This window comes from Microbacterium sp. AK031, from assembly GCF_024807145.1.
Taxonomy (GTDB): domain Bacteria; phylum Actinomycetota; class Actinomycetes; order Actinomycetales; family Microbacteriaceae; genus Microbacterium.
On record NZ_JANUCA010000003.1, the window covers coordinates 90,792 to 117,351 of the forward strand.

Annotated in this window: 27 protein-coding genes; 14 read left to right on the forward strand and 13 right to left on the reverse strand. The window is 67.1% G+C overall.

Annotation, left to right across the window (positions count from 1 at the left end; genetic code table 11):
- Window positions 1-9: 9 nt before the first annotated feature.
- Together HDC95_RS08470 and HDC95_RS08475 are read right to left on the reverse strand one after the other, a co-directional pair.
- Complete coding sequence (locus tag HDC95_RS08470; protein ID WP_396652688.1) at window positions 10-1,149, reverse strand: Gfo/Idh/MocA family protein; 1,140 nt, start codon at window positions 1,147-1,149, stop codon at window positions 10-12.
- Between the two features lie 84 nt (window positions 1,150-1,233).
- Window positions 1,234-2,286, reverse strand: coding sequence for a substrate-binding domain-containing protein (locus HDC95_RS08475; protein ID WP_259062955.1), 1,053 nt, complete (start codon window positions 2,284-2,286; stop codon window positions 1,234-1,236).
- 309 nt (window positions 2,287-2,595) lie between these two features.
- Here HDC95_RS08475 and HDC95_RS08480 point away from each other — a divergent pair, with 309 nt between their 5' ends.
- The 3 genes from HDC95_RS08480 (at window position 2,596) to HDC95_RS08490 (ending at window position 6,416) form a co-directional block, all read left to right on the forward strand.
- Window positions 2,596-4,080, forward strand: coding sequence for a sugar ABC transporter ATP-binding protein (locus tag HDC95_RS08480; RefSeq protein WP_259063156.1), 1,485 nt, complete (start codon window positions 2,596-2,598; stop codon window positions 4,078-4,080).
- A 2-nt stretch (window positions 4,081-4,082) separates the two neighbouring features.
- On the forward strand, window positions 4,083-5,135 hold the full coding sequence (locus HDC95_RS08485) for an ABC transporter permease (protein WP_396652689.1): 1,053 nt from the start codon (window positions 4,083-4,085) through the stop codon (window positions 5,133-5,135).
- A gap of 102 nt (window positions 5,136-5,237) precedes the next feature.
- Entirely contained in the window at window positions 5,238-6,416 is a 1,179-nt protein-coding gene (locus HDC95_RS08490) for an ROK family transcriptional regulator (RefSeq protein ID WP_259062956.1), read from the forward strand.
- Between the two features lie 16 nt (window positions 6,417-6,432).
- Here HDC95_RS08490 and purD read toward each other — a convergent pair whose 3' ends face one another.
- Window positions 6,433-7,725 (reverse strand): phosphoribosylamine--glycine ligase, encoded by a 1,293-nt coding sequence (gene purD / locus HDC95_RS08495; RefSeq protein WP_259062957.1) that lies wholly within the window; start codon window positions 7,723-7,725, stop codon window positions 6,433-6,435.
- A 31-nt stretch (window positions 7,726-7,756) separates the two neighbouring features.
- Window positions 7,757-8,440 (reverse strand): CoA pyrophosphatase, encoded by a 684-nt coding sequence (locus tag HDC95_RS08500; protein WP_259062958.1) that lies wholly within the window; start codon window positions 8,438-8,440, stop codon window positions 7,757-7,759.
- Between the two features lie 139 nt (window positions 8,441-8,579).
- Here HDC95_RS08500 and HDC95_RS08505 point away from each other — a divergent pair, with 139 nt between their 5' ends.
- The gene (locus HDC95_RS08505; RefSeq protein ID WP_259062959.1) at window positions 8,580-8,948 is read left to right on the forward strand and encodes a sterol carrier family protein; all 369 of its coding nucleotides are present in this window, start codon (window positions 8,580-8,582) and stop codon (window positions 8,946-8,948) included.
- A gap of 13 nt (window positions 8,949-8,961) precedes the next feature.
- Here the strand turns inward: HDC95_RS08505 and HDC95_RS08510 are convergent, their stop codons facing one another.
- Genes HDC95_RS08510 through HDC95_RS08520 form a run of 3 tightly spaced genes read right to left on the reverse strand, consistent with a single transcriptional unit; the run spans window position 8,962 to window position 11,935 of the window.
- Complete coding sequence (locus HDC95_RS08510; protein WP_259062961.1) at window positions 8,962-9,753, reverse strand: heme ABC transporter ATP-binding protein; 792 nt, start codon at window positions 9,751-9,753, stop codon at window positions 8,962-8,964.
- The gene (locus tag HDC95_RS08515) at window positions 9,750-10,823 is read right to left on the reverse strand and encodes an iron ABC transporter permease (RefSeq protein ID WP_259062962.1); all 1,074 of its coding nucleotides are present in this window, start codon (window positions 10,821-10,823) and stop codon (window positions 9,750-9,752) included. The genes HDC95_RS08510 and HDC95_RS08515 overlap by 4 nt, the downstream gene beginning before the upstream one ends.
- The gene (locus HDC95_RS08520; RefSeq protein WP_259062963.1) at window positions 10,820-11,935 is read right to left on the reverse strand and encodes a hemin ABC transporter substrate-binding protein; all 1,116 of its coding nucleotides are present in this window, start codon (window positions 11,933-11,935) and stop codon (window positions 10,820-10,822) included. Before HDC95_RS08520 ends, HDC95_RS08515 begins: the two co-directional genes overlap by 4 nt.
- Window positions 11,936-12,103: 168 nt before the next feature.
- Between HDC95_RS08520 and HDC95_RS08525 the strand changes: the two genes are divergently transcribed.
- Genes HDC95_RS08525 through HDC95_RS08535 form a run of 3 tightly spaced genes read left to right on the forward strand, consistent with a single transcriptional unit; the run spans window position 12,104 to window position 16,639 of the window.
- On the forward strand, window positions 12,104-15,436 hold the full coding sequence (locus HDC95_RS08525; protein ID WP_259062965.1) for an HtaA domain-containing protein: 3,333 nt from the start codon (window positions 12,104-12,106) through the stop codon (window positions 15,434-15,436).
- Between the two features lie 4 nt (window positions 15,437-15,440).
- Window positions 15,441-16,271: a siderophore-interacting protein gene (locus HDC95_RS08530; RefSeq protein ID WP_259062967.1), complete on the forward strand. Its 831-nt coding sequence runs from the start codon at window positions 15,441-15,443 to the stop codon at window positions 16,269-16,271.
- 53 nt (window positions 16,272-16,324) lie between these two features.
- Complete coding sequence (locus HDC95_RS08535) at window positions 16,325-16,639, forward strand: potassium transporter Trk (protein WP_259062968.1); 315 nt, start codon at window positions 16,325-16,327, stop codon at window positions 16,637-16,639.
- Between the two features lie 7 nt (window positions 16,640-16,646).
- Here the strand turns inward: HDC95_RS08535 and HDC95_RS08540 are convergent, their stop codons facing one another.
- The gene (locus HDC95_RS08540; RefSeq protein WP_259062969.1) at window positions 16,647-17,252 is read right to left on the reverse strand and encodes a zinc-binding alcohol dehydrogenase; all 606 of its coding nucleotides are present in this window, start codon (window positions 17,250-17,252) and stop codon (window positions 16,647-16,649) included.
- Between the two features lie 79 nt (window positions 17,253-17,331).
- On the opposite strand from HDC95_RS08540, the gene purM reads away from it, so the two are divergent.
- The 3 genes from purM to HDC95_RS08555 are packed head-to-tail and all read left to right on the forward strand — an operon-like array spanning window position 17,332 to window position 21,224.
- Entirely contained in the window at window positions 17,332-18,450 is a 1,119-nt protein-coding gene (gene purM / locus HDC95_RS08545; RefSeq protein ID WP_259062970.1) for a phosphoribosylformylglycinamidine cyclo-ligase, read from the forward strand.
- 6 nt (window positions 18,451-18,456) lie between these two features.
- On the forward strand, window positions 18,457-19,914 hold the full coding sequence (purF, locus tag HDC95_RS08550) for an amidophosphoribosyltransferase (RefSeq protein WP_259062971.1): 1,458 nt from the start codon (window positions 18,457-18,459) through the stop codon (window positions 19,912-19,914).
- Complete coding sequence (locus HDC95_RS08555; protein ID WP_259062972.1) at window positions 19,911-21,224, forward strand: CynX/NimT family MFS transporter; 1,314 nt, start codon at window positions 19,911-19,913, stop codon at window positions 21,222-21,224. The genes purF and HDC95_RS08555 overlap by 4 nt, the downstream gene beginning before the upstream one ends.
- A gap of 78 nt (window positions 21,225-21,302) precedes the next feature.
- Here HDC95_RS08555 and HDC95_RS08560 read toward each other — a convergent pair whose 3' ends face one another.
- The gene (locus HDC95_RS08560) at window positions 21,303-21,488 is read right to left on the reverse strand and encodes a DUF3073 domain-containing protein (RefSeq protein WP_188438153.1); all 186 of its coding nucleotides are present in this window, start codon (window positions 21,486-21,488) and stop codon (window positions 21,303-21,305) included.
- A gap of 149 nt (window positions 21,489-21,637) precedes the next feature.
- Here HDC95_RS08560 and HDC95_RS08565 point away from each other — a divergent pair, with 149 nt between their 5' ends.
- Window positions 21,638-22,180, forward strand: coding sequence for a universal stress protein (locus HDC95_RS08565; protein ID WP_259062977.1), 543 nt, complete (start codon window positions 21,638-21,640; stop codon window positions 22,178-22,180).
- Between the two features lie 112 nt (window positions 22,181-22,292).
- On the opposite strand, the gene HDC95_RS08570 is transcribed toward HDC95_RS08565, so the two are convergent.
- From HDC95_RS08570 to HDC95_RS08585, 4 genes are all read right to left on the reverse strand, one after another.
- Entirely contained in the window at window positions 22,293-22,928 is a 636-nt protein-coding gene (locus tag HDC95_RS08570) for a PadR family transcriptional regulator (protein ID WP_259062978.1), read from the reverse strand.
- Window positions 22,925-23,764 carry a DUF4097 domain-containing protein gene (locus HDC95_RS08575; protein WP_259062979.1) on the reverse strand — a complete coding sequence of 280 codons (840 nt, stop codon included), beginning with the start codon at window positions 23,762-23,764 and terminating at the stop codon, window positions 22,925-22,927. Before HDC95_RS08575 ends, HDC95_RS08570 begins: the two co-directional genes overlap by 4 nt.
- Before the next feature lie 155 nt (window positions 23,765-23,919).
- Entirely contained in the window at window positions 23,920-24,126 is a 207-nt protein-coding gene (locus HDC95_RS08580) for a hypothetical protein (protein ID WP_259062980.1), read from the reverse strand.
- Entirely contained in the window at window positions 24,123-24,353 is a 231-nt protein-coding gene (locus HDC95_RS08585) for a hypothetical protein (protein WP_259062981.1), read from the reverse strand. Before HDC95_RS08585 ends, HDC95_RS08580 begins: the two co-directional genes overlap by 4 nt.
- An 89-nt stretch (window positions 24,354-24,442) precedes the next feature.
- Between HDC95_RS08585 and HDC95_RS08590 the strand changes: the two genes are divergently transcribed.
- The 3 genes from HDC95_RS08590 (at window position 24,443) to HDC95_RS08600 (ending at window position 26,560) form a co-directional block, all read left to right on the forward strand.
- On the forward strand, window positions 24,443-25,267 hold the full coding sequence (locus HDC95_RS08590) for a MerR family transcriptional regulator (RefSeq protein ID WP_259062982.1): 825 nt from the start codon (window positions 24,443-24,445) through the stop codon (window positions 25,265-25,267).
- Window positions 25,268-25,374: 107 nt separating this feature from the next.
- Window positions 25,375-25,749, forward strand: coding sequence for a hypothetical protein (locus tag HDC95_RS08595; RefSeq protein WP_259062983.1), 375 nt, complete (start codon window positions 25,375-25,377; stop codon window positions 25,747-25,749).
- A gap of 4 nt (window positions 25,750-25,753) precedes the next feature.
- On the forward strand, window positions 25,754-26,560 hold the full coding sequence (locus HDC95_RS08600) for a nitroreductase family protein (protein ID WP_259062984.1): 807 nt from the start codon (window positions 25,754-25,756) through the stop codon (window positions 26,558-26,560).

Below are 26,560 nucleotides of genomic sequence, written 5' to 3' on the forward strand. Positions count from 1 at the left end.
TGGTGGTCTTCAGACGCCGGTCCAGGCGGAGCCGTTCGACGAACTGCGCTCGACGGCATCCAGCACCCGCTGCACGTGCAGCCCTTCGGCGAACGTCGGGTGCGGTGCATCGCCGCTCGCAATCGCCTCGACGAGATCCTTCGCCTGGTGCGAGAAACCGTGCTCGTAGCCGAGCATATGCCCGGTCGGCCACCATCCCGCAAGGTACGGATGCTCCGGTTCGGTGACCAGGATGCGGGTGAAGCCCTGCTCTCCTGCGGGCTGGGTGGCGTCGTAGAACTCGAGCACGTTCATGTCCTCGAGATTCCAATGCAGCGCGCCGGCGTCACCCGAGATCTCGATGTCGAGCGCATTCTTGCGTCCGGTCGCGAACCGTGTCGCCTCGAAAGTCGCCAGCGTCCCCGACTCGAGTCGTCCGGTGAACAAGGCGACGTCGTCGACCGTGACCTTCCCGCGCTCATCGCTCGCGGTGCCGCTGAGCCCGACCGACTCGCCGAGCAGCGGGCGCTCCTCGACCAATGTCTCCAGCACGGCGGAAACCTGGGTCAGCGACTGTCCGGTGACGAACTGGGTCATGTCGATGATGTGTGCGCCGATGTCTCCGAGCGAGCCGGATCCTGCGCGGTCCTTGTCGAGCCGCCAGGTCATCGGCGACTCCGGGTCGGCGAGCCAGTCCTGCCGGTAGCTGGCCCGCACCTGCCGCACGGTGCCGACGCGTCCGGCCACGATCATGTCGCGCATGAGAGTGACGGCGGGCACACGGCGGTAGGTGAATCCCACCATGGCGTGGATGGAGCAGGCCGCAGCGTCCTGCGCAGCCTGCTCCATCGCCTCGGCCTCTTCCACCGTGTTCGCCAGCGGCTTCTCGCACAGCACGTGCTTGCCGGCCGCGAGCGCGGCGATCGCGATCTCGGCGTGCGATTCCCCTGGGGTGACGATGTCGATCACGTCGATGTCGTCACGAGCGATGACGGCCCTCCAGTCGGTGGACGACTCGGCCCACCCCCACTTGCGGGCCGCGGCCGCAGTCTTGTCGGCATCGCGTCCGACGAGCACCGCCATCCGTGGCGAGAGAGGGAGGTCGAACGCCGCAGGCGCCTGACGCCAGCCGACGGAGTGCGCCGCTCCCATGAATCCGTGGCCGATCATGGCCACACGCAGCTCAGTTGTCATATCTACTCCAGGGGAAACGGTGCGGGGCGAGCGCATCGGCGCTCGCCCCGCGGTTGATGATCAGGACTCGAATGCGAGGTCGATGAACTCTTCGACGTTGTCCTTGGTCACCACTGGTGCGTCGAGCACGATGCGGTAAGGAACGCTCGGCGTGATCAGGTCACTCATCGTCTTGTCCTGCGCGATGAGGCGTGCCAGGGCGATGCCGTCCGCGGCCTGCGTCGACGGGTAGATGACGGTGGCCTTGATGACGCTGTCATCGGCTGCGATGCGGTCCATCATGTTGACGCTGCCTGCGCCGCCGACGAGGAAGAACTCGTCGCGCCCGGCCGACTCGATGGCGGCCATGACGCCGACACCCTGGTCGTCGTCATGGTTCCAGATCGCGTCGATCTGCGGGTTCGCGGAGAGCAGCTGGGATGCTGCGCTCTCGCCGCCGGCGACGGTGAAGTCAGCGGCGACTCGAGGGCCGACCTCGAGGCCGCAAGATTCGAGCGCATCGCTGAAGCCCAGCGAACGGTCCTGTGTCAGCGGCAGGGAGTCGATTCCGGCGATCTCGGCGACGACGGCATCGCTCTGACCGTCGAGCTGCTCGCAGATGTAGGCGCCGGCGCTGACGCCCATCCCGTAGTTGTCGCCGAGGATCGTGATGCGCGATGCAGAGGTGTCAGAGAACTCGCGGTCGACGTTGATGACGGGAATGCCGGCATCCATCGCCTTCTGCGCGACCTGGGTGAGCGCAGCGCCGTCCGTCGGAAGGAGCACGATCGCGTCGACGTCCTCGTTGATGAACTGCTCCACTGCGGCGATCTGCTGGTTGGCGTCATTGGTGCCCTCGGCCTGACGCAGCTCGACGTCGTCGAAGCCCTCTGCGGCATTGATGGCGCCCGAGTTGATCGCGCCGAGCCATCCGTGGTCGGCCTCTGGTCCTGACCAGCCGATGACGACGGTGTCGCCCGAGGCCGTGTTCTCTTCGCTCGTGGTGCCCTGGTTCTCGGTCTCCCCTTCACCCTCTGCACCATCGCTGGTACATCCGGCCAGCAGGGTGACGGCGAACAGTGCTGCCGCTCCTGCCATCAACGGGCGGAGCCCGCGTGTGCGCATGCTGTGCATGTCTTTCCTCCTTGAAATGTGATGCAGATGCGTGCGGTGCGGGAAATGCCTGTCGGGAAACGACTTGGTGCGCACCGGGCACTGACAAGGTCAAGTTAGCAGAACATGCCTCGCTCTGGCCAGCTTTTGTCGCAACAAGATCAAAAGTGCTGCCTTCGCGCCTGAGGCACTCGACTACGGGCGTCAGTGGGCGATCGAGGCACCGCGCCGATCGGTAGATCCGTCGAAAGCTCGCCTCTCGCGTTCATGAATCAAGCATGTTATGTTCATTGCGTGATCAAAGATGACCAGACTCCGGCATTACTGGAGATGCGCGGTGTCGAGAAGAGCTTCGTCGGTGTGCGCGCGCTGCGCGGTGTCGACCTCGAGGTGATGCCGGGCGAGGTGCACTGCCTGCTCGGCCAGAACGGTGCAGGCAAATCGACGCTGATCAAGACTCTCGCAGGCGTGCACACACCGGATGCGGGCGAGATCCGCTGGATGGGTGATCCGGTCGAGATCGCGAACCCGCAGGCGGCCATCTCGCTCGGCATCTCGACCATGTATCAGGAGCTCGACGTCGTCGACGGCCTGACTGTGGCGGAGAACGTCTTCCTCGGCCACGAGTTCGACAGGTTCGGCTTCACGCGCCGCGGTCAGCTCATCCAGGAGACGCGCAGGCTCCTCGAGCGGCTCGGCCACGGTTCGATGTCACCGCACGCCGATGTCGGCTCGCTCAGCGCAGCCGAGAAGCAGATCGTCAGCATGACCCGCGCGCTGTCGCACGACACGAAGCTCATCATCATGGACGAACCGTCCGCCGTGCTCGATTCCCACGAGGTGCGCAACCTGTTCGCAGTCGTGCGGGAACTGACCTCGCAGGGCATCGCGGTCGTGTACATCACTCACCGCCTCGAGGAGATCCGCGAGATCGGCGATCGCATCACGGTCCTCAAGGACGGCTCTTCGGTGGCGAGCAACCTGTCAGTGGCCGATACCACCACTGCCGAGCTGATCAAGCACATGACCGGTCGCGCGGTGCAGAACGTGTTCCCTCCGGCCGAGCCCATCGCTGCCGACGCACCCGTGCTGCTCGAGGTGGAAGGACTGGGCCTCGACGGAGTGTTCGAGGACGTGTCGTTCTCGGTGCGCGCGGGAGAGGTCATCGGTCTCGCCGGGCTCGTCGGATCAGGACGCAGCGAGATCATCGAGACGATCTACGGCGCGAGGCGCGCATCCACTGGAACGGTCCGCGTCAGCGGGAAGGCGCTCCCGCGCGGGTCGGTCTCCGCCGCCGTCGCCGCCGGAGTCGGGCTGAGTCCCGAGGAGCGCAAGTTCCAGGGACTGGTGCTCGGGGAGCCGATCTTCAAGAACGTCACCCTGTCGTCGTTCACACGGTTCGCCAAGGGGCCGGTTCTCGATGAGCGCACCGAACGCCGCACGTCCAGGGAGCAGATCGCAGCCCTCGAGCTGAGGCCGGCAGATCCCGACCGCCCGGCGGCGACCCTGTCCGGCGGAAACCAGCAGAAGATCCTGCTCGCGCGCTGGCTGGTGCACGGCAGCTCCGTGCTGCTTCTGGATGAGCCCACCCGAGGAGTCGACATCGGGGCGCGCTCGGAGATCTATGGGCTGATCCGAAGGCTCGCAGCATCCGGGCACGCGATCGTCGTCATCTCGAGTGAAATAGAGGAAGTCCTCGGTCTCGCGGACTCCGTCCTCGTCGTCGGAGACGGACGCGTCCTCACCACACTTCCCGCAACAGAGATCGATGAGCACGGCGTGCTCGACCTCGTCATGAAAGGAGTCGCCGCGTGAGCGTGCAGACCCCCACTTCGCCCGGCCAGACCGAGGCTGAGAACACGCCGGCGTTGCGTCGGCTGCTGTCCGGATCCGTCGGGCGCAATCTAGGCCTGGTCCTGGCGCTCTTGGTGATCATCGTCGTCGGGGCGGTGACCTCTTCGAACTTCCTGAACTTCGACAACGCGCTCGTGATCCTGCGCCAGGCGTCGATCATCGGCGTGATCAGCGTCGGAATGACCTTCGTGATCATCGCCGGTGGCATCGACCTATCCGTCGGCGCGGTGCTGGCGCTGGCATCGGTGGTCGGCTCGCTGTCCGCGATCCAGGACATCGCCAGTTCGAGCCACTGGATCGTCACGGTCGTCGTCGCGCTGCTCGTCGGCGTCGGTGCCGGCCTCATCAATGGAGTCGTGATCGCATACGGAAAGGTTGCCGCGTTCATGGCGACGCTCGCGATGATGGTGGGTGCTCGTGGCCTGGCCGAGATCCTCGCCAACAACCGCACCTTGGTGATCTCCGACCGCGACTTCGTGCGCGCCATGAATATCGACATCCTCGGTGTCGACATCCTCATCTGGATCTTCGTCGTCGTCGCGGTCGCCGGGTGGTTCCTGCTCAACCGCACCACGTTCGGACGCCGCACGGTCGCGATCGGCGGCAACCCGGAGGCCGCGCGCCTGGCAGGCATCAAGGTCAAGCGGCACACGATGTGGCTGTACGCGCTCGTCGGACTGACCGCCGGCATCGCCGCCGTCATGCTCATGGGCCGCACCACGGCCGGCACCTCGACGCACGGCAACCTGTACGAACTCGATGCCATCGCCGCCGTCGTCGTCGGTGGCACACTGCTCGTCGGCGGACGGGGCACGATCACCGGCACGGTGTTCGGCGTGCTGATCTTCGCGACGCTGTCGAACGTCTTCGTGCAGAACAACCTCACCTCCTCGGCGCAGGCCGTCGCCAAGGGCGTGATCATCGTCGTCGCGGTGCTGCTGCAGCAGCGGTTCGCGGTCGGGCGTGTCAAGCGGAGCCGCCCGCAGCCGATCGGTCACGACGTGCCGTCCGCGTAGAATCGACAGACGCGGAAGCGCCGAAAACGATGGCCTCCAGGGCGTGGATGCGGTGCCGTCCTCGAGATGCACCGGGCCGTTCACGAGAAGTACAGGTTAAGAATGGCAAGCAATCTCAACGCCGGCGGTGTCGGACAGCTCTTCCAGCTGCTGCGCGATGGTGAGCCTCGCACCAGAGCGGAACTCGCGAAGACATCGGGCCTGGCCCGGTCGACGGTGGCGGCCCGCGTGGACGAGCTCATGCGCAAGGGCCTGATCGCCCCCGTAGCGGATGCCGCCTCGACCGGCGGGCGACCGCCCTCCCAGTTCGCCCTGAACCCCACGGCGAGGGTCGTCATCGCCGCCGACATCGGCGCATCGCACACGACAGTCGCGGTGACGGATCTCGCCGGCACCATCCTCGCCGAACGCACCGGCAGGCTCGCCGTGTCGCTCGGTCCGGAGACAGTGCTGTCATGGCTCGTCGAAGCGGCGAACGAGATGATCGCCGAGACAGGGCTCACTCATGACCGCGTCGCGGCCGTCGGCGTCGGCGTTCCGGGCCCCGTCGAGCACGCCACGGGCCGCCCGGCGAAACCGCCGATCATGCCGGGGTGGGACGGATTCGACGTACCGGGCTGGGTGCAGCAGCACCTGCAGGTTCCTGTGCTCGTCGACAACGACGTCAACATCTCGGCACTCGGTGAGCGCGTTGCCGCCTGGCCGTTGACCGACCACATGATCTTCGTCAAGGTCGCCACCGGCATCGGCGCCGGGATCATCTCTGACGGACGGCTGCTTCGCGGAGCCCAGGGCATCGCAGGCGACTTCGGACATGTGCGCGTCGCGAGGGGAGCGGACGTGCCGTGCCACTGCGGGAACACCGGGTGTCTCGAGGCTCTCGCATCCGGCCCCGCGATCGCGCGGTCACTCAGCCAGCGCGGGATCGCGGCGGCCGACGGCAATGACGTCGTCGAACTGGTCAAGTCCGGCAACCTCGAAGCGATACAGGCCGTGCGCCAGGCAGGGCGCGACCTCGGCGAGGTGCTCACGGCATCCGTTAGCCTGCTCAACCCGTCGGTGATCGCCATCGGCGGTGCGATGGCACGCGTCGGCGAGCATCTGATCGCCGGGGTCCGCGAAGTCGTCTACACGCACTCCATGCCGCTGGCGACGGAACATCTCGCGATCGTGCAATCCGTCACGGCCGGTGAGGCTGCCGTGCGCGGGGCGAGCCTGCTCGCGATCGAGCACGCGCTGAGCCCGGAGATCCTTCCCCAGAGCTTCGCGCTCGACGACTGAGGCTGCGCCGACGCGCCTACTTCGCGACGCGGGCCGCGATGTCGCTGCGGAAGTGCGCACCGTCCAGGCCGATGCGGTTCATCGCGTCGTACGCCTGGGCTCGGGCCGCGGCGAAGTCGGAGCCGACAGCCACCACGTTCAACACGCGCCCGCCGGTCGCGACCAGGTCTCCGCCAGGAGCGTCCGGACCCGCCGTCGCGGCGTGGACGATCCGCACGCCGTCGACGCTCGCAGCATCCGAAAGTCCCGAGATCTGGCGTCCGGTCTGCGGTGCCTCCGGGTAGCCCTCGCTCGCGAGCACGACCGTGATCGCGACCTCATCCGAGAACTCCGGCTCCGGCTGGTCTTCGAGAGTGCCGGATGCCGCGGCGAACAGCAGTTCGGACAGCGGGGTGCGCAGGCGCGGCAGCACGACCTGCGTCTCGGGGTCGCCGAAGCGTGCGTTGAACTCGATGACCTTCACGCCCTTGTCCGTGAGGATGAGCCCGGCGTACAGCAGCCCGATGAACGGGGTGCCCTCGGCATCCAGCTGACGGATCACCGGCAGGGCGACCTGCTCGGTCACCAGCTTCACGAACTCCTTCTCGCTTCCGAACTGCTCGTCGAGCCAGGGCAGAGGCGAGTACGCCCCCATTCCGCCGGTGTTCGGGCCTTCGTCACCGTCGTAGGCGCGCTTGAAGTCCTGCGCGGGGCTCAGCGCACGGACGGTGTCGCCGTCGGAGACGAAGAACAGCGACACCTCAGGGCCGGATAGGAACTCTTCGATCAGCACCGGCCCCTGAGGGAGATAGTGGGAGGCGTGCGCGAGGGCTTCGGCCCGGTCGGACGTGACGATGACGCCCTTGCCGGCCGCGAGCCCGTCGGCCTTCACGACGTACGGTGCGCCCAGGTCGTCGAATGCGGCCTCGACGTCGGCGACGGATGCCGCGCGCACGGCGCGTCCGGTCGGCACTGACGCCGCGTCCATCACGCGCTTCGCGAAGGCCTTCGAACCTTCCAGCTGTGCGGCCGCCCTGCCGGGACCGAACACGGGAATGCCGCGTTCGCGCAGCGCATCCGCGACGCCGGCGACGAGAGGCGCCTCGGGGCCGATCACGACGAGGTCGATCGAGTTCTCATTCGCGAAGTTGGTGACCGCGCCGCCGTCGAGCTGGTCGAGGCTCACGAGGGTCGCATCCTGTGCGATGCCGGCGTTGCCAGGCGCGGCGAGGATCTCATGCTGCGCACCCTCCGCCTTGAGGGACTCCGCCTTCAGGGCGAGGATGATCGCGTGCTCACGGGCACCGGAACCGAGGACGAGGATCTTCACCCATCCAGACTACCGAGCCGGTCGAGCCACGTCAGACGGTCACGGGACGCTCGACCGATTCATCCCACGGCACGGTCCACCCGCAGACGTCGAAGATGCGGTCGAGTACCAGCGCGGTGAACCCCCACACGATCGTGCCGTCGACGTCGAACGCGGGTCCGCTGAAGCGGAACCCGTCGCGAGTGATGACCGAGGTGAAGCGCGTCGCGGGGTCGAGCAGCTGCGCGACCGGCACCCGGAACACCTCGACGGTCTCGGCGTGATCGACCGCAGCCACCTTCGACGGCTTCGTCCACCAGCCGAGCACCGGAGTCACCAGGTGGTTGCTGGCGGCGAGGGGAAGTTCGGGGAGCACACCGAGGATCTCGACGCCGTCCGGGTCCAGGCCGGTCTCCTCCACGGCCTCGCGCAACGCCGTGGCGACGAAGTCCGCATCGTCTGCATCGCGGCCACCGCCCGGGAACGACACCTGGCCGGGGTGCGACGAGAGAGTGGATGCGCGTCGCTGCAGCAGCACATCGAGGTCCTTCGCGACGGCCGCGTCGACGGTCGGGGCCGGCGTGCTGTCGAGCACGCCGAACAGAATCAGTACGGCGGACTCGCGGGCGGCGTCCGGATCGGCCAGCTGCGGCAGGATGCGCGTGCCCCAGCTCTCGGATCGTGCGGCGGCGAGCAGCTCGGCACGGGCGCCTTCCGGATGCTGCGAGACACTCATCCAGACGAGCATACGCCGCGCGCGAACCCGTGGACGCGTGTCCGCGGCGCATGGAATGACAGTTTCCGGGCCCGGAATGCGGCAAGTTCAGGTATGCGGTCCCGCCCGGCGAGTCGCGCCTCGGTCGTAGGCTGATCGCATGGCCAGGAAGATCGACGTCAGCGACGGGCGGGCGGCGTTGGATGCTGCGCGTATCGCGTCCGCGGCAGGAGCGAAGCCCGCTCGCGCCGACCTCGCGACAGCGGTGCGCTACCTGCTGCAGCTGCTCGACGAGAAGGCGCCGGGCAACAGCGTCGAGGTGAGGGTGCCGCCGTTCGGTGCCGTGCAGGTCGTGCAGGGCCCGCGGCACACCCGCGGCACACCGCCGAACGTCATCGAGATGGATGCCGCGACCTGGATCGACCTCGCGACCGGCGCAGAGACGTGGGCCGAGGTGGTCGCCGCAGGCCGCGTGCAGGCGTCCGGCACGCGCGCCGACCTGTCGGATCTGATGCCGCTGCGCCCCTAGACGAACGTTTCGACTACCGCCTCGGAACCACCAGCGGAACGCCCGTGACCGGATGCGGGAACACATCCACCGACTGCCCGTACACCTGCTCGATGCGCTCTGCCGTCAGGACTTCCGCCGGCATTCCCGATGCGATCACCCGTCCGTGGGCAAGCAGCGTCAGCCGGTCGGCGTGGGCGAGTGCGGCGTTGAGGTCATGCAGGACCACGGCGACGGCTGTACCGGCATCCGCGGTCGCACGCACCAGACGCATGACGTCTTCGTGGTGTTTGAGATCGAGCGACGCGGTCGGCTCGTCGAGCAGCATGATCGGCGTCGACTGCGCGAGCACTCGGGCGATGGCCACTCTCGCACGCTCGCCTCCGGACAGCGACGATACCGACCGGAGTGCGAGGCCATCGATTTCGGTGGCGACCATCGCCGCCGCGACCGCAGCGTCGTCGTCGTTCTCGAGCGTCGTGCGCGCCCACGGCGCTCTCCCCATCCGCACGACCTGTTCTGCGCTGAATGGGAAGGACACCGCGTTCTCCTGCAGCAGCACCGCCCTGGTGCGGGCGAGATCACGGGGACGGATACCGGCGATCGCCCGCCCATCGATCTCCACAGAGCCGGCTTCTGGCGCGAGATCCCCGGCGAGCACGCTGAACAGCGTGGACTTCCCTGCGCCGTTGGGGCCGACCAGCGCATGGATCTCGCCGGGATTCACTTCGATCGAGGCGTCTTCGAGGATGGCGCGCCCTCCCGCGATCCGCCCTCCTCCCTCGACCCGGACGGTGACGTCGCTCGCCCGAAGCTGCACGCTCACGCCCAGCCTCCCGAACGACGGCGGGTGCGTACGAGCAACCACAGGAAGAACGGCCCGCCGACGAGCGAGGTGATCATCCCGATCGGCATGTCGGCCAACGGCACGGCGGTGCGGGCGACGAGATCGGCGAGGGCGATGAGCAGCGCACCGCCGACCGCCGAGGAGATGATGAGCGGCAGGTGTGCCGGTCCGATGATCATGCGCATGAGATGCGGGATCACGAGCCCGACGAAACCGATGATGCCCGCGAACGCGACGGCTGCGCAGACCAGGATCGCGACGGTCACGATCACGATGATCCGCAGCAGCTCGACATGCACGCCGAGGTGCCTGGCGGTGCGCTCGCCGAGGGCGAAGAGGTCGAGCTGATGCGCCACGATCACCGCGATCACGATGCCGATGCCGGTCAGTGGCGCGACGACCGCGATGTTGGGCCACAGCGCTCCGTTCAGCGAGCCGAGTTGCCAGAAGACGATCTGCTCGCGCGTCGAGGTGGTGCCGAGGAACGTCATGAAGGCCATGCCGGCCCCGCCGATCGCGTTGATCGCGATGCCGGTGAGCAGGAGCGTGACGACCTCTGTCCGCCCGCCGGATCGGCTGATGAAATACACCGCGAACACCGCGATGAGCCCGCCGACGAACGACAGGGCAGGGGTAGTCCACATCCCGAAGGTCGACAGCCCGAACGTGAGGCTGGCCGCAGCGCCCAGGGCTGCGCCGGACGAGACTCCGACGACACTGGCATCCGCCAGCGGATTGCCGAAGATCGCCTGCATCAGCACGCCGGCGACCGCCAGCGCAGCCCCGACGAGGATGCCGAGCACGACACGGGGGAGACGGATGTTGAAGATCACCCCCGAGTCCGAGACGTTCCCGGGGGCCCAGGCGGTGTCGATGCCAGCGCCGTGCAGCAGGACGCCGATGATCTCGGTCGGCGACAGCGAGTACTGTCCGCTCGCGAGGGACACGATACAGGTGGCCACGAGAACGGCGACGAGGCCGAGAGTGACCACGGTGAACCGTGTTCCGCGGTGCTGCTCGGGTGTGCGGGTGATGACCTCTGCCGTCATTCTGCGCTCTCGCCGGAGGCGGGCGCGTAGAGCGCGCGCGCGATCGCGCGGATGATCTCCGGCGATCGTGGGCCGAAGCTGAGGATCTCGCCATCCGCCATGTCGATTACGCGGCGGTTGACTCCGGCGGGCGTCTCGGCCACGGCCGGCACCCGTTCGATGAGCCCGTCGATGCCGCCTACGGACTCCAGCCCATCGGTCATCATGACCAGCACGTCGGGCTGTGCGGCGACGAGCGCCTCGGCCGTCATGGGCTTGTTGCCCTCCCAACCGATCTCGCTTGCGACATCGATGCCGCCGACCGCCTCGATGAGCGAATCGGCGCCGGAATCCTTGCCGAAGATGTAATACACGTTCGCGCTGCCGCGCACATAGAGGAACAGCATCCGTGCGCGATCAGACTCGTCCGCCGGCACCACCTCGGCGATCTCCGCGAGAGCTGTGTCGAGGTCGGTGTCGACCTGGGCGATGAGCTCCTGACCACGGCTTTGGATGCCGAGGGCCGATGCCACTTCCTCGATGAGCTGATCGGTGTTGTCAAGGCGCAACTCGTCGGAGATCACGACGATCGGGATGCCGGCGTCGCGGAGCTGCTGGCGGACCTCTTTCGGACCGATCGTGGTGTCGGTGAGGATGACGGTCGGCGCGAGCTCGAGGATCGCCTCCGGATTGAGCGCGTGGCCGGCCTTGGTCACGACGGGCAGATCCTGCGTCCCGTCGAATGTCGTCGAGGAATCGCGACCGACGACGTCGGCGCCCAATCCGAGCGCGAAGACCGTGGCGGCGATGGTGCCGGAGATGTCGATCGGGAGGATGCGGCTGACGTCGGTGATCTCGACGTCGCGTCGTTCGGCATCGGTGATGGTGACGGGAAGGTCGGGCGTGGTGGTGTCGGACACCGAACTGATCGCATGGCTGGGAAGGCAAGCGGTCGACCCGCCGGTCGCGGTGCGGACATCATCGACGAGCGCGAGATCGGAGAGCTGCACCGCCGCGGCGGGGCAGAGATCGGATGCTGCGCGCTCTGATCCCGCGGTGGCCGTCGGTGCCGCGCACCCCGTGAGGCCGAAGATCACAACGGCCGCGATGAGCGGGGAGAGACGAGAGCGCATTGAGGTTAGCCTGTCCTAATTTTTGACGAGATGACATGGATCAGTCTATGGTCGGAAGCGGAGGTTAGCTAAGCCTAACCAACATAAACCGCATCAGACCTGAAGAGGTTCTGCCGTCGCGCGCGCCCTGGTGAACAGTCGCTCGCGACCTCACGCCTGGAGGCATCCGTGAATCACACCGAGTCCCGTGCGACGAACAGTCGCATCCGAACAGCGTTCGCGGCGGTGCTGGCCGTGCTGATGACCGTGTTCGGCACGCTGACCGCACCGGCAGCCTTCGCCGCCGACGGCGTGAGCGTCGTGCCGCAGGTCAGCGCGGCATCCGAGTCCGGTCTGATGATCCAGGTGAACGCCGAAGGGCTTCCCGCCGACATCACCGGGACGTACGCGGCCCTCATCGTTCAGGGCAAAGACGAGGCGCTGAACAGCCAGGAGTACGTCGCTTTCGCGCTGCCTTTCCCCGCGGTCACGGGGGGAACGACATCTTTCGCCTTGACGGCTGCGACCCCGAAGCTGGACCGGGCGCAGACATACGAGGTGGTCATGTGGAAGCAGCACAGTGCGTTCACGCCCGAGAACGTCTACGGCCGCTCGGTCGTGTCGATCTCTGACGGGCAGTGGAACGAAGTGTTCCCGCCGGTCGAGCCGGAGACACCGGTCGAGCCGGAGACGCCCGTCGAGCCGGAGGTCCCGGCACCGGCCGTCACTGCCGGGGTCTCATCGGCATCCGTCGATGACGGTCCGGTCGTGAGCGTCGAAGGTTCCGCTTTCGCCGGTGCCTCCGGCGAGTACGTCGCGCTGATCGAGAAGGGCACCGAGGCGGATGTCACCGCCGGGGGAGGCTTCCTCGCGATGCAGTACGTTCGCGGCATCGTTGACGGCGCGTTCCAGGTGACCTTGACCGCTGCTGCGGAAGCCCTCGACCCCACCGCGTCATACGAGGTGATCGCGTGGCAGCAGCACACGATGCCGAATGCCGACACGATCCATGCGAGAGCCGATGTCGTTATCAGCGCCGAGCAGTGGGCAGCCCTGAAGCCCGCCCCGCTGCAGCCCTCCCTCCGGGTCTTCCTCGCCGATGGCACGACTCCGGCCGCAGGTGCAGCCCTCAAAGCCGGAGACGAGATCGTCGTCAAGGGCAGCGGCTACGACCCGACCGCGAACGTCGGCGGACGTGGCGTGCCGATCCCGTCGAACCTGCCCCAGGGCACCTACGTGGTCTTCGGCGACTTCGCCGCGAACTGGCAGCCGTCGACGGGGGCGGCGTCGAGCGCGCGATCAGTGGGCACGCAGGTGTGGGCACTGGCGGAGGGCGTGCTCGATCAGGTTCCGGCGCAGTACCAGGGTGCGATCCGTGCGCAGTGGGTCGACATCGCCGCAGACGGCACCTTCACCGCGACGCTGACGTTGAAGGATGCACCGGCCGATCCGGAGGACGGTGCATACGGCGTATACACCTACGCTGCCGGAGGTGTGAAGAATGCCACGCAAGAGCAGAGCGTGAAGCTGAACTACTCGACCAAGATCGACACGACGGTGAACGCGGTGGCGTCCGTGGACGGGACCGATCTCGTCGTCGACGTGGAGGGTCGTGGTTTCGACGGTGAACCCGGCGTGTACGCGGCGCTGATCGAGGAGGGCACGGAGGCGGATGTCACCGCCGGCGGCGGCTTCCTCGCGATGCAGTACGTGCGAAACATCACCGACGGCGCGTTCGCGACAGCTCTCACTGCACCCGGCGGCACGCTCGATCAGACGAAGTCCTATGAGGTCATCGTCTGGAAGCAGCACACGATGCCGAACGCCGACACCATCCGCGCGCGCGGTGGAGTGACGATCACAGCCGAGCAATGGAAGCTGCTCACGCCCGAGACGCCCAAGCCGCCGAAGCCGACGCCGAAGCCGACGACGCCCCCGACGACGCCCCCCACGACTCCGACCACACCGCAGCAGCCCGTCGCCGGCGGTTCGCTGCGCTGGGCGATCTCCTCGTCGTTCGTGAATTACATCACCGGACCCATCGCCCAGGGCGAGATCAGAGTCACCGGCGGTGCGACGCGCTCTGGCAGTCAGTTCCAGTTCGGACAGGCCGCCGGCAGCACGTACAACCCTGCAACCGGACTCGGCGCCGTCAGTTACACAGGTTCCGTGCGATTCACCGGTCACCACGGCGTGCTCAACGTGACGATCTCCAACCCCCGGGTCGAGATCACCTCGACAGCCGCGGCGACTCTCCATGTCACCCATGACGGCACGCGCGTGCCCTTCGCGACGATCGATCTCGCCTCCGGTTCGAAGACGACCGCCGGTGGTGCGACGACGTTCACCGCCGCGCCCGTATCCCTGACCGCTGCCGGACAGAACCAGGTGCTCGGCGGCTACAGCACGACCCTGAACCCTGTGACGTTCACGATCGGCACACCGGCCGCGGCGCCCAACGGCACGGTCGGCACGGTGGCAACGGCATCCGTCCAGCAGAAGTCGCAACTGCCGACCACGGCGCCGGCGACGGACGGGATCGAGATCGACGAGCAGAGCCTCAAAGCGCTGGAGTCCGGAGCGTCCGCGACCGTATCCGCGTCCGGCTTCCAGCCGAATGAGCAGGACATCAAGGTCGTCGTGTATTCGACGCCGGTGCTGCTCGACACGGTCACGGCCGACGCGAACGGCCTGGCGACGTGGACGGGTGCGCTGCCCGCCACTCTCGAGGCCGGCGCGCACACCCTGACCTTCCAGGGCTCGGTCGACCGCGGGCTCGCCTTCACGCTCAACCGCACGACCGCGGCGATCGGCGTCTGCACGGTCGAGGGAGCAACGCTCCAGTGGGGGTATAAGGAGAGCTTCCGCAACTACATCGAGGGCATCGCGCACGGCGGCTGGAACCTCACCGGTGTCGTGTACGAGTTTCCCGAGTTCGTCTGGTCCGCGGGAACCGGTTCGTTCGACTCCGACGCCGGAAGCGGCCTCGTCGACTTCGGCGGCACCATCGCGTTCCATGGGCACGACGGTGCGCTCGAGACGAAGCTGAACAACGCGCGCGTCGAACTGGCCGGAGACAAGGGATACATCCTCTTCGACATCGCCGGCGCCACGCAGGGCGGCGAGCAGATCGACCAGAAGAGCGTGCGCTTCGTCGAGTTCTCCATCGCGGATGCCGAGACCGTCGACGGCGTGCTGACGCTGAGCGACGCGGCATCCACGCTCACCGAGAGCGGAGCCGCAGCGTTCGGCACCTACGCGGCCGGAGATGCATTCGACCCGGTGTCGTTCCGCCTCCCCGTCGGCGCGGACTGCGGCATCGCCCCCGTGGAGGAAAAGAGCGTCGACGAGCCGTTCGCCGCGATCAGCGCCGAGGTGTCGCCGATCCCGGCTGAGACCGCCGGCTTCCCGATCTGGGCGTGGGTGGTCATCGGTCTGCTCGTCGTCGGAGCGGGCGTCGGCACCGGCGTCATCGTCAAGCGGCGTCGGGATGCAGCATCCGCCATCATCGGCGAGGATTGACACCATGACGATCAGCGAACGTGCCCAGCGACGCCCCCGTCCGCAGATCGTGCTGGAGGTGATCGAGAGCATTCGGCTGACCCCGCATCTGGTGCGCATCATCGCCGGCGGTCCGGGCATCGCCTCCGTTGAGGACAACGGCTTCACCGACGCCTACACGAAGATGCACTTCGCGCCGGCCGAGGCGCAAATCGTGCCGCCGTACGACATGGAAGAGCTGCGCGAGCGGCTGCCCGTCGAACTGCTGCCGTCGGTGCGGACCTATTCGATCCGTCGCTTCGATCTGGCATCCGGACAGATCTGGATCGATTTCGTCACGCACGGTGACGAAGGAGTCGCGGGACCGTGGGCGGCGAATGCGAAACCCGGCGACCCTGTCGTACTCGGCGGGATCGGAGGCGGCTACGCGCCGGACACGACGTACGACTGGCACCTGCTCATCGGCGACGAGTCATCGATGCCGGCGATCGCCTCGGCGCTGGAGGCGATGGCTGCGGATGCCGTCGGCACCGTGTTCCTGGAGGTGCAGAACGAGTCCGACCATCTCGAGCTGAGCGCGCCGGAGGGGATGGATGTGCGCTGGCTGCACCGCGGTGATCGTGAGGCGGGGACGACGACCGAGCTCATCGATGCGGTGCGCGCCCTGGAGTGGCGTGCCGGCCGCGTGCAGGTCTTCGCCCACGGTGAGCGCGGCGCGATGAAGCAGCTTCGTCCGTTCCTCACCGATGAGCGCGGACTGGACCGTGCACAGCTGTCGTTGTCGGCGTACTGGGCATACGGGCGTCGCGAGGATGCGTTCCAGGCCGAGAAGCGCGAGGCCGTCGGACAGGTGTAGGGCTGACGCGCATCCGAGGTCCAGTCATGGGTGAACAGTGGGACAATGGACGTATGTCCTCCACCGATTCTCACGAGACCGTCGAGGCGACCGTCCGGCGGGTGCCTCGCTACGGCGTCTTCATGGGCATCGGAGTCGTGCTCGGAATCATCGCCGCCGGCATCCTCACCATGGTCGGAGGCTACGAGCCTTCCCAGGCGCTCGATGTCATCTACCCGCCCAGCCAGGTATTCGGCTTCGCGCTGCTGTGGACGGTTCCGATCGGGCTCGCTCTGGGCGGCGTGGTCGCGATCATCCTCGAGCGCGTCGCCCGCCGTCACGACCGCGTCGTGCGCGTCGACCACGAGACGATCATCGAGTCGGACTGACCGCAGCTCACGCCAGTTCGGCGATGATCGGACGGATGGCGGCGTCGAACGCGACCACGTCGCGTCTGAGGCCGTCGGTGACGGCGACGGTGAGCGCACCGATCCACCAGATTCCGCGCTGGGTGAACGGCAGCACCTGCACGTTCAGTTCGAACGAGTGCGCGCGGCGGCCGATCTCGCGCTCGAACTCGGCGATCGCACTCGCGTAGGCACGGTACGCGCCGCCCCCGGTGGCAGTCTTCATGGTGCCCAGATACCGGTTGTGCGCATCGCGGGCGTATTGCAGAGCGGATGCCGCGAGCGGGGTGATCGCGTCGCGCAGCTCTTCCGCGCCGGTGGCGGGCAGCGCGACCAGGGTGTCGAACCCGTCGACCAGTTCCAGCGGACCCCCGGCGGGATGCGCACGCGGCTCCACGGCCATATCCCAGTAGGCGCGCCACTGTGCTTCGAGCTCGGCGCTGGCGTCGGCAGCGTCCGGCGCGCGCACCTGCAGATCGCGCAGGCTCGGCAGCCCCTCCGGTTCGCGGATACCGAGCATCTGTCGCAGGGCGAGCGCGACGAGCGTCGGCATCCCGGCGTCCTCACGGATCAACCACTGCGGCTTCTCGGCCATGGCCCCATCCTATGGAGATCGTGCGTCCTGTGGAGGTTGCGCGGAGATTCGACCGTCCAGGCACCGGTAGTCTTGTGAGGTGGCTGCCTCCTCCACCAATTCCTATTCCGAAGCCGGCGTCGACACCGCTGCAGGTGATCGTGCCGTCGAGCTGATGAAGTCTTCCGTGCGCGCTACGCACGGACCTGAAGTGCTCGGAGGTGTCGGCGGTTTCGCCGGTCTCTTCGATGCCACCGCTTTGCTCGGCTACACCAAGCCGTTGCTCGCGACCAGCACCGACGGCGTCGGCACCAAGGTCGCGATCGCGCAGGCGATCGACAAGCACGACACGATCGGACAAGATCTGGTCGGCATGGTCGTCGACGACATCGTCGTGGTGGGGGCGAAGCCCCTGTTCATGACCGACTACATCGCGTGCGGCAAAGTCGTCCCCGAGCGCATCGCCGACATCGTCCGCGGCATCGCCGACGCCTGCACCGCCACCGGCACCGCCTTGGTCGGCGGCGAGACCGCAGAGCACCCCGGGCTTCTCGGCCCCCGCGACTACGACGTCGCAGGAGCCGCCACCGGCGTCGTCGAGGCTGATGCCGTACTCGGTGCCGAGCGCGTCGAGGACGGCGACGTCGTGCTGGCGCTCGCGTCGAGCGGCCTGCACTCGAACGGCTACTCGCTCGTGCGCCACATCGTCACCCGTGCCGGCATCGGCTATGGCGACAACGCCGCCGATTTCGGTGCCACCTGGGGAGAGACGCTGCTCGAGCCGACACGTCTCTACACACTTCCGCTGCTGCGTCTGATCGAGACGCTCGCCGACGGCAGCGTGCACTCGCTCAGCCACGTCACCGGAGGCGGCATCGCCGCGAACCTCGCCCGCGTGCTCCCGGTGGGCAGCTGGGCGGAGGTCGACCGCGCGACCTGGTCGCCGAGTCCGATCTTCCGCGTGCTCAGCGACATCGCCGGCTCAACGCTGGAGTCCGCGGAGGGCACCTGGAACCTCGGCATCGGCTTCCTCGCGGTCATCGATCAGAGCCAGAAGGATGCCGCGATCGCAGCGCTCGCCGCAGAAGGCATCGACGCCTGGCAGGTCGCGACAGTCGGAACGGGTGCACGCCCGACCGGAGAATTCGAAGAGGGCGCCAAGGGCGTCGATGGTGGTGCGGTGCGTCTCGTCGGCGCATACGCGGACGGAGCAGAGTAATACCCCATGTGCGGAATCGTCGGAGTGGTCGCTGGCGGCCCGGTCAATCAGGACATCTACGATGCTCTCCTGCTGCTGCAGCACCGCGGGCAGGATGCCACGGGCATCTCCACCGCGGAGCCCAACGGCGTCATGCACACGATCAAGGCCGAAGGCATGGTGCGCGAAGCCTTCCGTACCCGCGACATGCGCGCCCTTCTCGGCAACGTCGGCCTCGGCCATGTGCGCTACGCGACCAAGGGCACAGCATCCAGCGAGGAGGAGGCGCAGCCGTTCTATGTGAACGCGCCGTACGGTATCGTCCTCATCCACAACGGCAACCTCACGAACACGCGTGAACTCACTGCAGAGATGGCCAAGCGCGACCGCCGCCACCTGAACTCCTCCAGCGACACCGAGCTGCTGCTGAACGTTCTCGCCGGCGAGCTGCAGGCGACGACGAGCGACGTCGATCTCGACCCCGAGCGCATCTTCGAAGCCGTCAGTCGCACGCATCAGCGCATCGAGGGCGCGTACGCCGTGATCGCCGTGATCGCCGGCTACGGGCTGCTGGCGTTCCGCGACCCCTACGGCATCCGTCCGCTGATCCTCGGTCGCCGCGATGGCGCTGAGCACGACGAGTGGGTCGTCACCAGCGAGTCGCTCGTGCTCGAGAACGGCGACTACGAGGTCGTCCGCGAGGTCGCACCGGGCGAGGCCGTCTTCATCACCGACCAGGGGGAGCTGTTCAGCCGGCAGTGCGCCGAGAACCCCACACTCACACCCTGCGCGTTCGAGTACGTGTATCTCGCACGCCCAGACTCGACCATGAACGGCATCGCCGTGTACGAGTCTCGCCTGCGCATGGGGGAGCGCCTCGCCGATACGATCGCCAAGCACGTGCCGCGCGAGAAGATCGACGTCGTCATGCCGATTCCCGACTCCGCGCGTCCGTCGGCGATGGAAGTCGCCCGCAAGCTCGGCATCGAGTATCGCGAGGGCTTCTACAAGAACCGCTACGTCGGACGCACCTTCATCATGCCGGGCCAGGCGGTGCGCAAGAAGAGCGTGCGACAGAAGCTCAATGCGATGTCGACCGAGTTCCAGGGCAAGAACGTGCTGCTGATCGACGATTCGATCGTGCGTGGCACGACGAGCAAGCAGATCATCCAGATGGCGCGGGATGCCGGCGCTCTCTCCGTCACGTTCGCCTCGGCTGCACCACCGGTGCGGTACCCGCACGTCTACGGCATCAACATGCCCTCGAAGCACGAACTGATCGCACATGACCGTACGATCCCCGAGATCGCCGCCGAGCTCGGTGCCGATCACCTGGTGTACCAGGAGGTCGAGGATCTCAAGGCGGCGATCATCGAGGGGTCAGAGGTCACCGACCTCGACATGAGCTGCTTCGACGGCCGCTACGTCACAGGTACCGTCACCGACGAGTACCTCTCCTGGGTCGAGAGCTCGCAGTCGTCGTGACCACGTCGCGCCCGCTCTGGCAGGGTCGGGTGTTCGCGGTGCTCGGCATACTGCTGTGCGCCTTCTCGCTGCGCTCCGCCGTCGCCTCTCTGTCGCCCCTGTTCGATCACGTCGCCGCCGATTTCCCTCTCTCCTCTGCGGTGGTCGGTCTGATCGGCACTGCGCCGCCGGTCTGCTTCGCCGTCTTCGGTCTGCTGACGCCGCTGTTCGAGCGTCGGCTGGGTCTGGAGCGGGTCACCGTCATCGCCCTGATCGCGATCGCCGCCGGGCTCGTGCTGCGCGGATTCTCAGTGGACGCGATCACGCTTCTGCTGTCCACCGCGTTGATCTTCGCCGGTGTCGGGATGGGGAACATCCTGCTGCCGCCGTTGGTCAAGAAGCACTTCCCCGACCGCCTCGGCCTGATGATGACGCTGTACACGACGGCTATGGCGCTATCGACGTTCATCCCGCCGTTGGTGGCGGTGCCGGTGGCGGATGCCGCCGGCTGGCGTGTGTCGCTGGCGATGTGGGGAGTGTTCGCACTCGCCGGCAGTATCCCGTGGGTGCTCATGCTGCTGCGCGGGCGCACGGATGGTGTGTCGGCGCCCGTCTCCCGTGAAGCGGCGCATTCGCGTGTCGATGATGAGGATGCCGACGCATCCGATCCCGCGACTCTCGTCACCGGACCGATCGCCGTCGCGCCGGCCAATTCCCGGGTGTTCGCGCGGCTCGTGCGTCTGCCGCTGGCCTGGGCGATCGCGGTCGTCTTCGGGACGTCGTCGACGATGGCCTACATCTCTTTCGCATGGCTGCCGACGATCCTGGTCGACCGCGTAGGGGTCACGGCATCCGTCGCGGGACTGCTGCTCTCGCTCTTCGCGTTCATGGGACTGCCCGCCTCACTTCTCGTCCCACTGCTGGTCGTGCGCTTCCAGGCGACCAGACCGCTGTTCTTCGTCGCCGTCGCGTGCGGCATCGTGGGCCTCGCAGGGCTCATCCTGCTGCCATCGATCGCCTTGGTGGGGCTGTGGGTCGCGCTGTTCGGCATCGTCGGCGTGCTCTTCCCGCTGGCGCTGGTCCTGATCAGCGTTCGCGCGCGCACACCGGAGACAGCCGTCGCGCTGAGCAGCTTCGTGCAGAGCGCGGGCTACATCGGCGCTGCGGCATTTCCGATCCTGCTCGGCATCGTTCACGATCGGACGGGTGACTGGCTCCTGCCGCTGCTGATCATCGGCGCCGTCCTCGTGACCGCCGTCCCGTTCGGACTGATCGCCGGCCGGCGGCAGACGATCGAGGACGCGTGGGAGCGCCGGCACGGGCGCTGGTGAGGCGCGGTGCCGGAAACGATGATCATGCGGGTACGACGAAACCCCCGCACTACGTGCGGGGGTTGTCAGATCAGGCGGTCAGGCCTTTTCTAGTTCGTCTTCGTCTTCGTCCGCGTAGTCATCCGCCCACTTGTCCACGTAGGCGTCTTCATCCGTCGGATGAGCAAGCTCCCGCTCGAGCGCGGAGTAGTTCACCGAAGGACTGAAGGACTTTAGTTCGCGAGCGATCTTGGTGTGCTTCGCCTTTTGACGGCCACGGCCCATGCGCGAGACCCCCTAACGATTTAAGCTGTCGGACAATCAGGTGCCCGAGGCATTCACGACACCGGCGTGCGGCCGGTAAGAGTAGCATTCAGGATAGCACGAGGGCCAGGTGTGCTGGCCTTCGCCGGCAGGTGAAGGGAACGATTGACATGACAGATGCAGCCTCCTCCCCGTCCGACGAATCGGCGCAGAACGCCGCGTTGCAGAAGGCCGTGATCGTCGGCATGCAGCCAGGCCAGTCCGCGCATGTGCTGCAGGAGGCCGCGCATTACGCGAGCCTGCTGAGCGCACCGCTCGTCGTCGCCCATGTGGACGTCACGCGGTTCGTCACATATGAGGATCCGGATGGTTACGTGCACTCCGCACCGATCGATCTCAACATCGAGGCGGGCGTCGCCGAGTTCGAGGAGGTCCAGGCCGCTGCCGCCGCGGAACTCGACGGCAAGGGCCTGACGTGGACCGCTCGTCAGCTCGTCGGCGATCCCGCTCTCGCGATCAAGCAGCTTGCGAACAAGCTCGACGCGCAGCTCATCGTCGTCGGCACGCGCAAACGCGGCCTCGGTGAGTCCATTCGGGAGTTCTTCACCGGATCCGTCGCTGCGCGCCTCGCTCACAGGCAGCACCGTTCCATCCTGGTGGTGCCGCTAGAGGAGTCGGTCCCGGACGACCAGGCCGAGATCTGGACCGAGTAGCCCGGGCATACCTTCGCCGACGCCCCCTCGCATGATCGATGCCCCCCGCGGCCGCGCGAGTTCGAGGGGGCATCGGCGAGCAGAGGGGGCACCGGCGTGGTCGTGGCGTGAGTCAGGGGGCGGGCGCGCTCAGCGCCTGCGTGATGGCGCGAGCCGCGGCATCCAGTGACGCCTCGAGATCGGTGACGACCGATGTCGGGAGTGCGCCGCCGCGTGCGACGTGGGTGCGAAGGTCGGTGCGCACGCGGGCGCGGAACGCATTGATCGACGCGTCTGCGCGATGCAGCTCCTCGCGGCTGGACACCCGCTCGTCGGACATCGGCGACGCGGTGGAGCGGGGGCGGCCCCGGCCGGATGTCCGTTCGTCGTTGGCGGCGGCGGCCAAGTCTGCGCGCAGGCTCTTCATGGCATCCTGCACGCTCTGACGCACTTCGTTCGCGATCAGGCGCACCGAGTCGGCGAGATCGGATTCGATGCCGGCGAGATCCCCCTCGCGGCCGGCCAGCTCGGCGCGGCCGGCATCCGTGATCGAGTAGATCGTGGTGCGTCCGTCGACCGTCTTGGAGACCAGCCCCTCCTCCTCGAGCTTCGCGAGCCGCGGGTAGATGGTGCCGGCGCTCGGCGTGTACGTGCCGCCGGTGCGGTCGGTGAGTGCCTGGATGATGCCGTAGCCGTGCTGAGGAGCCTCTGCCAGCAGCGAGAGCAGGTACAGACGCAGGTCGCCGTGCGAGAAGACGGCGGGGGTCATGAGTCCCACTCCTCGTCGTCGGCGACGGTAAGGAGAGGCTGGCGCAGCACGGTGATGTCGCCGGAGACCGAGTTGCTGCGCACGTCGACGAACGAGCCGGCGAGCTCTCCGGTCGATCCGGTGTAGTTGGTCGGGCCGGAGTTTCCACGATCGATGCCGTCGATCAGCATGCGTCCGCTCAGCGAGCGCGCCACATAGTTGGCAGGCAGTGTCTCCTCGAGGCGGATCACACTGTTGCCGGAGACGGTGTTCAGGTTGATGGTGTTCACGGCGCCCGATGCATCCACCAGGATTGCGCCGGAGACAGTGTCAACGGTCCCCTTGCGCACTGAGCCGGTGATGGCGACGTCACCGGAGACGCTGTTCGCGTTCGCGGAGCCGGTGAGGCCGCGCACCTGCACGTCGCCCGAGACCGAGTTCACGGTCAGATCGCCCGTGTGAGTGTCGACGATGAGGTCGCCGGAGACGGTGTTCAGCCGGGCGTCGTTGGTGAGGCCGGAGATGAGCGCGCCCGCGCTGACCACGCCGAGCGTGAGCGCGATGCTGCGGGGGACTGCGACGCTGACCTCTGCGCGGGGACCACCGGAGCCGAAGTTGCGGAACACTTCGAGGAAGTTGTCCCAGCCCAGCTGCGGGTGATCGATCTCGATCTCGTTGCCGTCCGACTCGATACGGAGGTCCTTGGTGGTGACGCCGTGCACCTCGATGCGGATGCCGGGTTCGTCGTGGGCGATGACGTCCACCTGTCCGCCGACCAGACCGACCTTGAGCCGGGTCGCCTGCGCGATGTCGATGACGCGTTCCTCGCCGGGGGCGATGAGCCACTTCTCGGTCATGTTCTCTCCTGTGGTTGATGAGTCGCGATATATCGCGTTCAGGAACTATAACACGATATATCGCGAGTTTGTCAAGAGGATGCCAGGGAGACAGCGAACGGCACCCCGCTGTGCAGCGGGGTGCCGTTCGCCAGCGCCGTTGGATGGCGCGCGTTTCAGGGTGAAGTGAAGTTGTTGGACGGCTCGCGGTCGGTGACATCCGCCGAGAAGCCCGCGCTACCGCCGGGCCACACCCAGCCGGAGGCGCTCCCGATCGTCGTGACGTCGAAGGCCAGTACGAGCGACTGGCCGGCGGGAATGCCGATGTTCACCGGAACGGAGAACGCTCTACCGGGATCCGGCGCGCCGATGTCGCCGCTCACATCGACCCCGACGTGACATTGATCGAGTATGCGCGAAGCAGATCGGGGCTGAGCCCGGTGAACGTGTCTCCGGCGAAACCGGCCAGCTCGAGGTCGACAGCAGTACTGGCTGCCGCCAATGGCGTGGCGACCGCGGCGGCGACCACCGGCACCGACCAAGCCGAGGCCTTCAATACGGTGCGCCTGGCGATTCCGGGCGCTTCGGACGTCGTGATTTCAGTGCTCAAGGATCCCCCACCGGTCGTTTGATTTACGGCATGACTTCAGCGGGTTTCGACTGATCGGAGTTGACATTGACGCAGCGTCAACTTTTATCGTGGACCTATCGACACGAACGGAGGATGCCGTGGGCACGCAGGATTGGTCGATCCAAGAGGTCGCTCGTCACGCCGGAACGACGAGCAGAACGCTGCGTCACTATGACGACATCGGGCTGCTGAGGCCGTCGCGCGTCGCGCACAACGGCTATCGGCACTACGACCAGAGTGCGCTCGTGCGACTGCAACGGATTCTGCTGCTGCGCGATCTCGGGGTCGGGCTGCCGCAGGTCGCACAGGCCCTCGAGGCATCGACGGACAGCGGCGCGGCTGCTGAGGCATCCGCTCTCGAGAGGCATCTCGCGCACCTGCGCGAGGAGCAGAACAGGCTGGCGCGGCAGATCGTGTCGGTCGAGAACACCATCAACGCATTGAAAGAAGGAGGATCCCTCATGGCAGAGAACATGTTCGACGGCTTCGACCACACCCAGTACAAGGAGGAGGTCGAGGATCGTTGGGGAGAGAAGGCATACGCCGACAGCGACCGCTGGTGGCGCGGCATGACCGATGCCGAGCGAGCCGAATGGCAGCAGCTCGTGTCCGACCTCGGACGCGACTGGATCGCGGCCGCCGAGAGCGATACCGATCCGGCATCCGATGAGGCGCAGGCGATCGCCAAGCGTCACGTCGAGTGGTTGACAGGTGTGCCCGGCACTCCGGCATCCGCGCCGCAGGGCGACGTCAAGGGCTACGTGATCGGACTCGGCGAGATGTACGTCGCCGATCCGCGATTCGGCGCCAACTACGCCACCGCTGACGGTGGCACTCGAGGAGCGGAGTTCGTCCGTGATGCGCTCCGCATCTACGCGGAGGCCAACCTGTAGGCCGGGCTCGTTCGTCTTCAAGTAGCGCAAAGGGCTCCATCCGTGAACGGATGGAGCCCTTTGCGCGATTCGAACGACTGCGGCGGGAGCGGCGTTAGGGTCTATGCATGGCAAGCGGCCGAACCACCACGAGCGCGGCGCCGCTGTTCGTCGCCGCCGCGCTGAGCTACGCCGCGAACTGCAGTCTGGGCCTGGCGGTCGCGACGAGGCTCGTCGATACGCGCAGGTTCCGGTGGCTGCACCATGCGCTGTACATCACGACCTGCACGGCGGTGGCCGCCGCGCTCAGCGCAGCCTGGTGGGGCGGCCCTCGGGCTCCGAGCAGGCGTGCCGCGTTGATGCTGGTACCGGGCGTGGTTCCGCTCGCGTCCGTCCCGTATGTGCCGACGCACAGCCGACGGCATCCGCTCGTCGCGCTCGCCGCCGCCCCCTTCATCGTCGCGAGCGTCGTGTGCGCGCTCCGACCCGCAGACCGGGAGTGACCGTATGGAACTGCTCGACGCCATCCGCCGCCGCAAGACCACGAATGGGGCGTTTCTGCCTGATCCCGTTTCGGAGGAGCATCAACGACTGCTCCTGGAGGCGGCAGGCCGTGCGCCGTCGCAGCTGAACAGTCAGCCCTGGCGATTCGTCGTCATCGAGAGTCGCGCGACGATCGACGAGATCGCGCGCATCTCGGGGGAGAGCATGACCGAGGCGATGTCGAACGGCACGTTCTTCGAGCGATACAAGCCATACTTCCGCTTCAGCGAGGGCGAGATGGAGCACAAGCGCAGCGGGATGCTGTTCGACAAGCTCCCCGCAGTGCTCCGGCCGTTCACGAGCCAAGTGTTCACGAAGCGAGGACAGACCCTCATGAACACCCTCGGGGTGCCCAAGACGCTGGGTGCCGAGAACCGCAAGCTCGTCGCCGGGTCCCCCCTGCTGCTGGGAGTGATGCTCGACCGTGGCGAGTACCGCCCTGGCCAGCTGTCGTCGTTCTATTCGGTGTTCAGCATGGGTGCGGCGATGGAGAACGTCTGGCTCACCACGGTCGAACTCGGCATGGGCATCCAGTTCATCTCCTTCCCGATGGAGGTTCCTGGCCGGTGGGACGAGATCGTGCGTCTGCTGCGCGTCCCGGATGATCTGGAGCTGATGGCCGTGTACCGGCTGGGTTATCTGCCGCCCGACCAGCGGCGTCCGGCGATCGACTGGTCGAGCAGCCAGCGCAAACACCCGTCACAGTACGTCTATCGCGAGAACTGCGAGACGCCGCAGGTGGGCTGGGACGACGCAGGCTCGCAGCGCTGA

Coding starts and splice junctions, on each gene's coding strand:
- HDC95_RS08470 (WP_396652688.1), bottom strand. CDS start 1,149: ATGATCGGCCACGGATTCATGGGAGCGGCGCACTCCGTCGGCTGGCGT.
- HDC95_RS08475 (WP_259062955.1), bottom strand. CDS start 2,286: ATGCACAGCATGCGCACACGCGGGCTCCGCCCGTTGATGGCAGGAGCG.
- HDC95_RS08535 (WP_259062968.1), top strand. CDS start 16,325: ATGTCCTCCACCGATTCTCACGAGACCGTCGAGGCGACCGTCCGGCGG.
- HDC95_RS08565 (WP_259062977.1), top strand. CDS start 21,638: ATGACAGATGCAGCCTCCTCCCCGTCCGACGAATCGGCGCAGAACGCC.
- HDC95_RS08570 (WP_259062978.1), bottom strand. CDS start 22,928: ATGACCCCCGCCGTCTTCTCGCACGGCGACCTGCGTCTGTACCTGCTC.
- HDC95_RS08480 (WP_259063156.1), top strand. CDS start 2,596: ATGCGCGGTGTCGAGAAGAGCTTCGTCGGTGTGCGCGCGCTGCGCGGT.
- HDC95_RS08595 (WP_259062983.1), top strand. CDS start 25,375: ATGGCAAGCGGCCGAACCACCACGAGCGCGGCGCCGCTGTTCGTCGCC.
- HDC95_RS08505 (WP_259062959.1), top strand. CDS start 8,580: ATGGCCAGGAAGATCGACGTCAGCGACGGGCGGGCGGCGTTGGATGCT.
- HDC95_RS08490 (WP_259062956.1), top strand. CDS start 5,238: ATGGCAAGCAATCTCAACGCCGGCGGTGTCGGACAGCTCTTCCAGCTG.
- HDC95_RS08575 (WP_259062979.1), bottom strand. CDS start 23,764: ATGACCGAGAAGTGGCTCATCGCCCCCGGCGAGGAACGCGTCATCGAC.
- HDC95_RS08515 (WP_259062962.1), bottom strand. CDS start 10,823: ATGACGGCAGAGGTCATCACCCGCACACCCGAGCAGCACCGCGGAACA.
- HDC95_RS08500 (WP_259062958.1), bottom strand. CDS start 8,440: ATGAGTGTCTCGCAGCATCCGGAAGGCGCCCGTGCCGAGCTGCTCGCC.
- HDC95_RS08530 (WP_259062967.1), top strand. CDS start 15,441: ATGACGATCAGCGAACGTGCCCAGCGACGCCCCCGTCCGCAGATCGTG.
- HDC95_RS08520 (WP_259062963.1), bottom strand. CDS start 11,935: ATGCGCTCTCGTCTCTCCCCGCTCATCGCGGCCGTTGTGATCTTCGGC.
- HDC95_RS08600 (WP_259062984.1), top strand. CDS start 25,754: ATGGAACTGCTCGACGCCATCCGCCGCCGCAAGACCACGAATGGGGCG.
- purF (WP_259062971.1), top strand. CDS start 18,457: ATGTGCGGAATCGTCGGAGTGGTCGCTGGCGGCCCGGTCAATCAGGAC.
- HDC95_RS08540 (WP_259062969.1), bottom strand. CDS start 17,252: ATGGCCGAGAAGCCGCAGTGGTTGATCCGTGAGGACGCCGGGATGCCG.
- HDC95_RS08560 (WP_188438153.1), bottom strand. CDS start 21,488: ATGGGCCGTGGCCGTCAAAAGGCGAAGCACACCAAGATCGCTCGCGAA.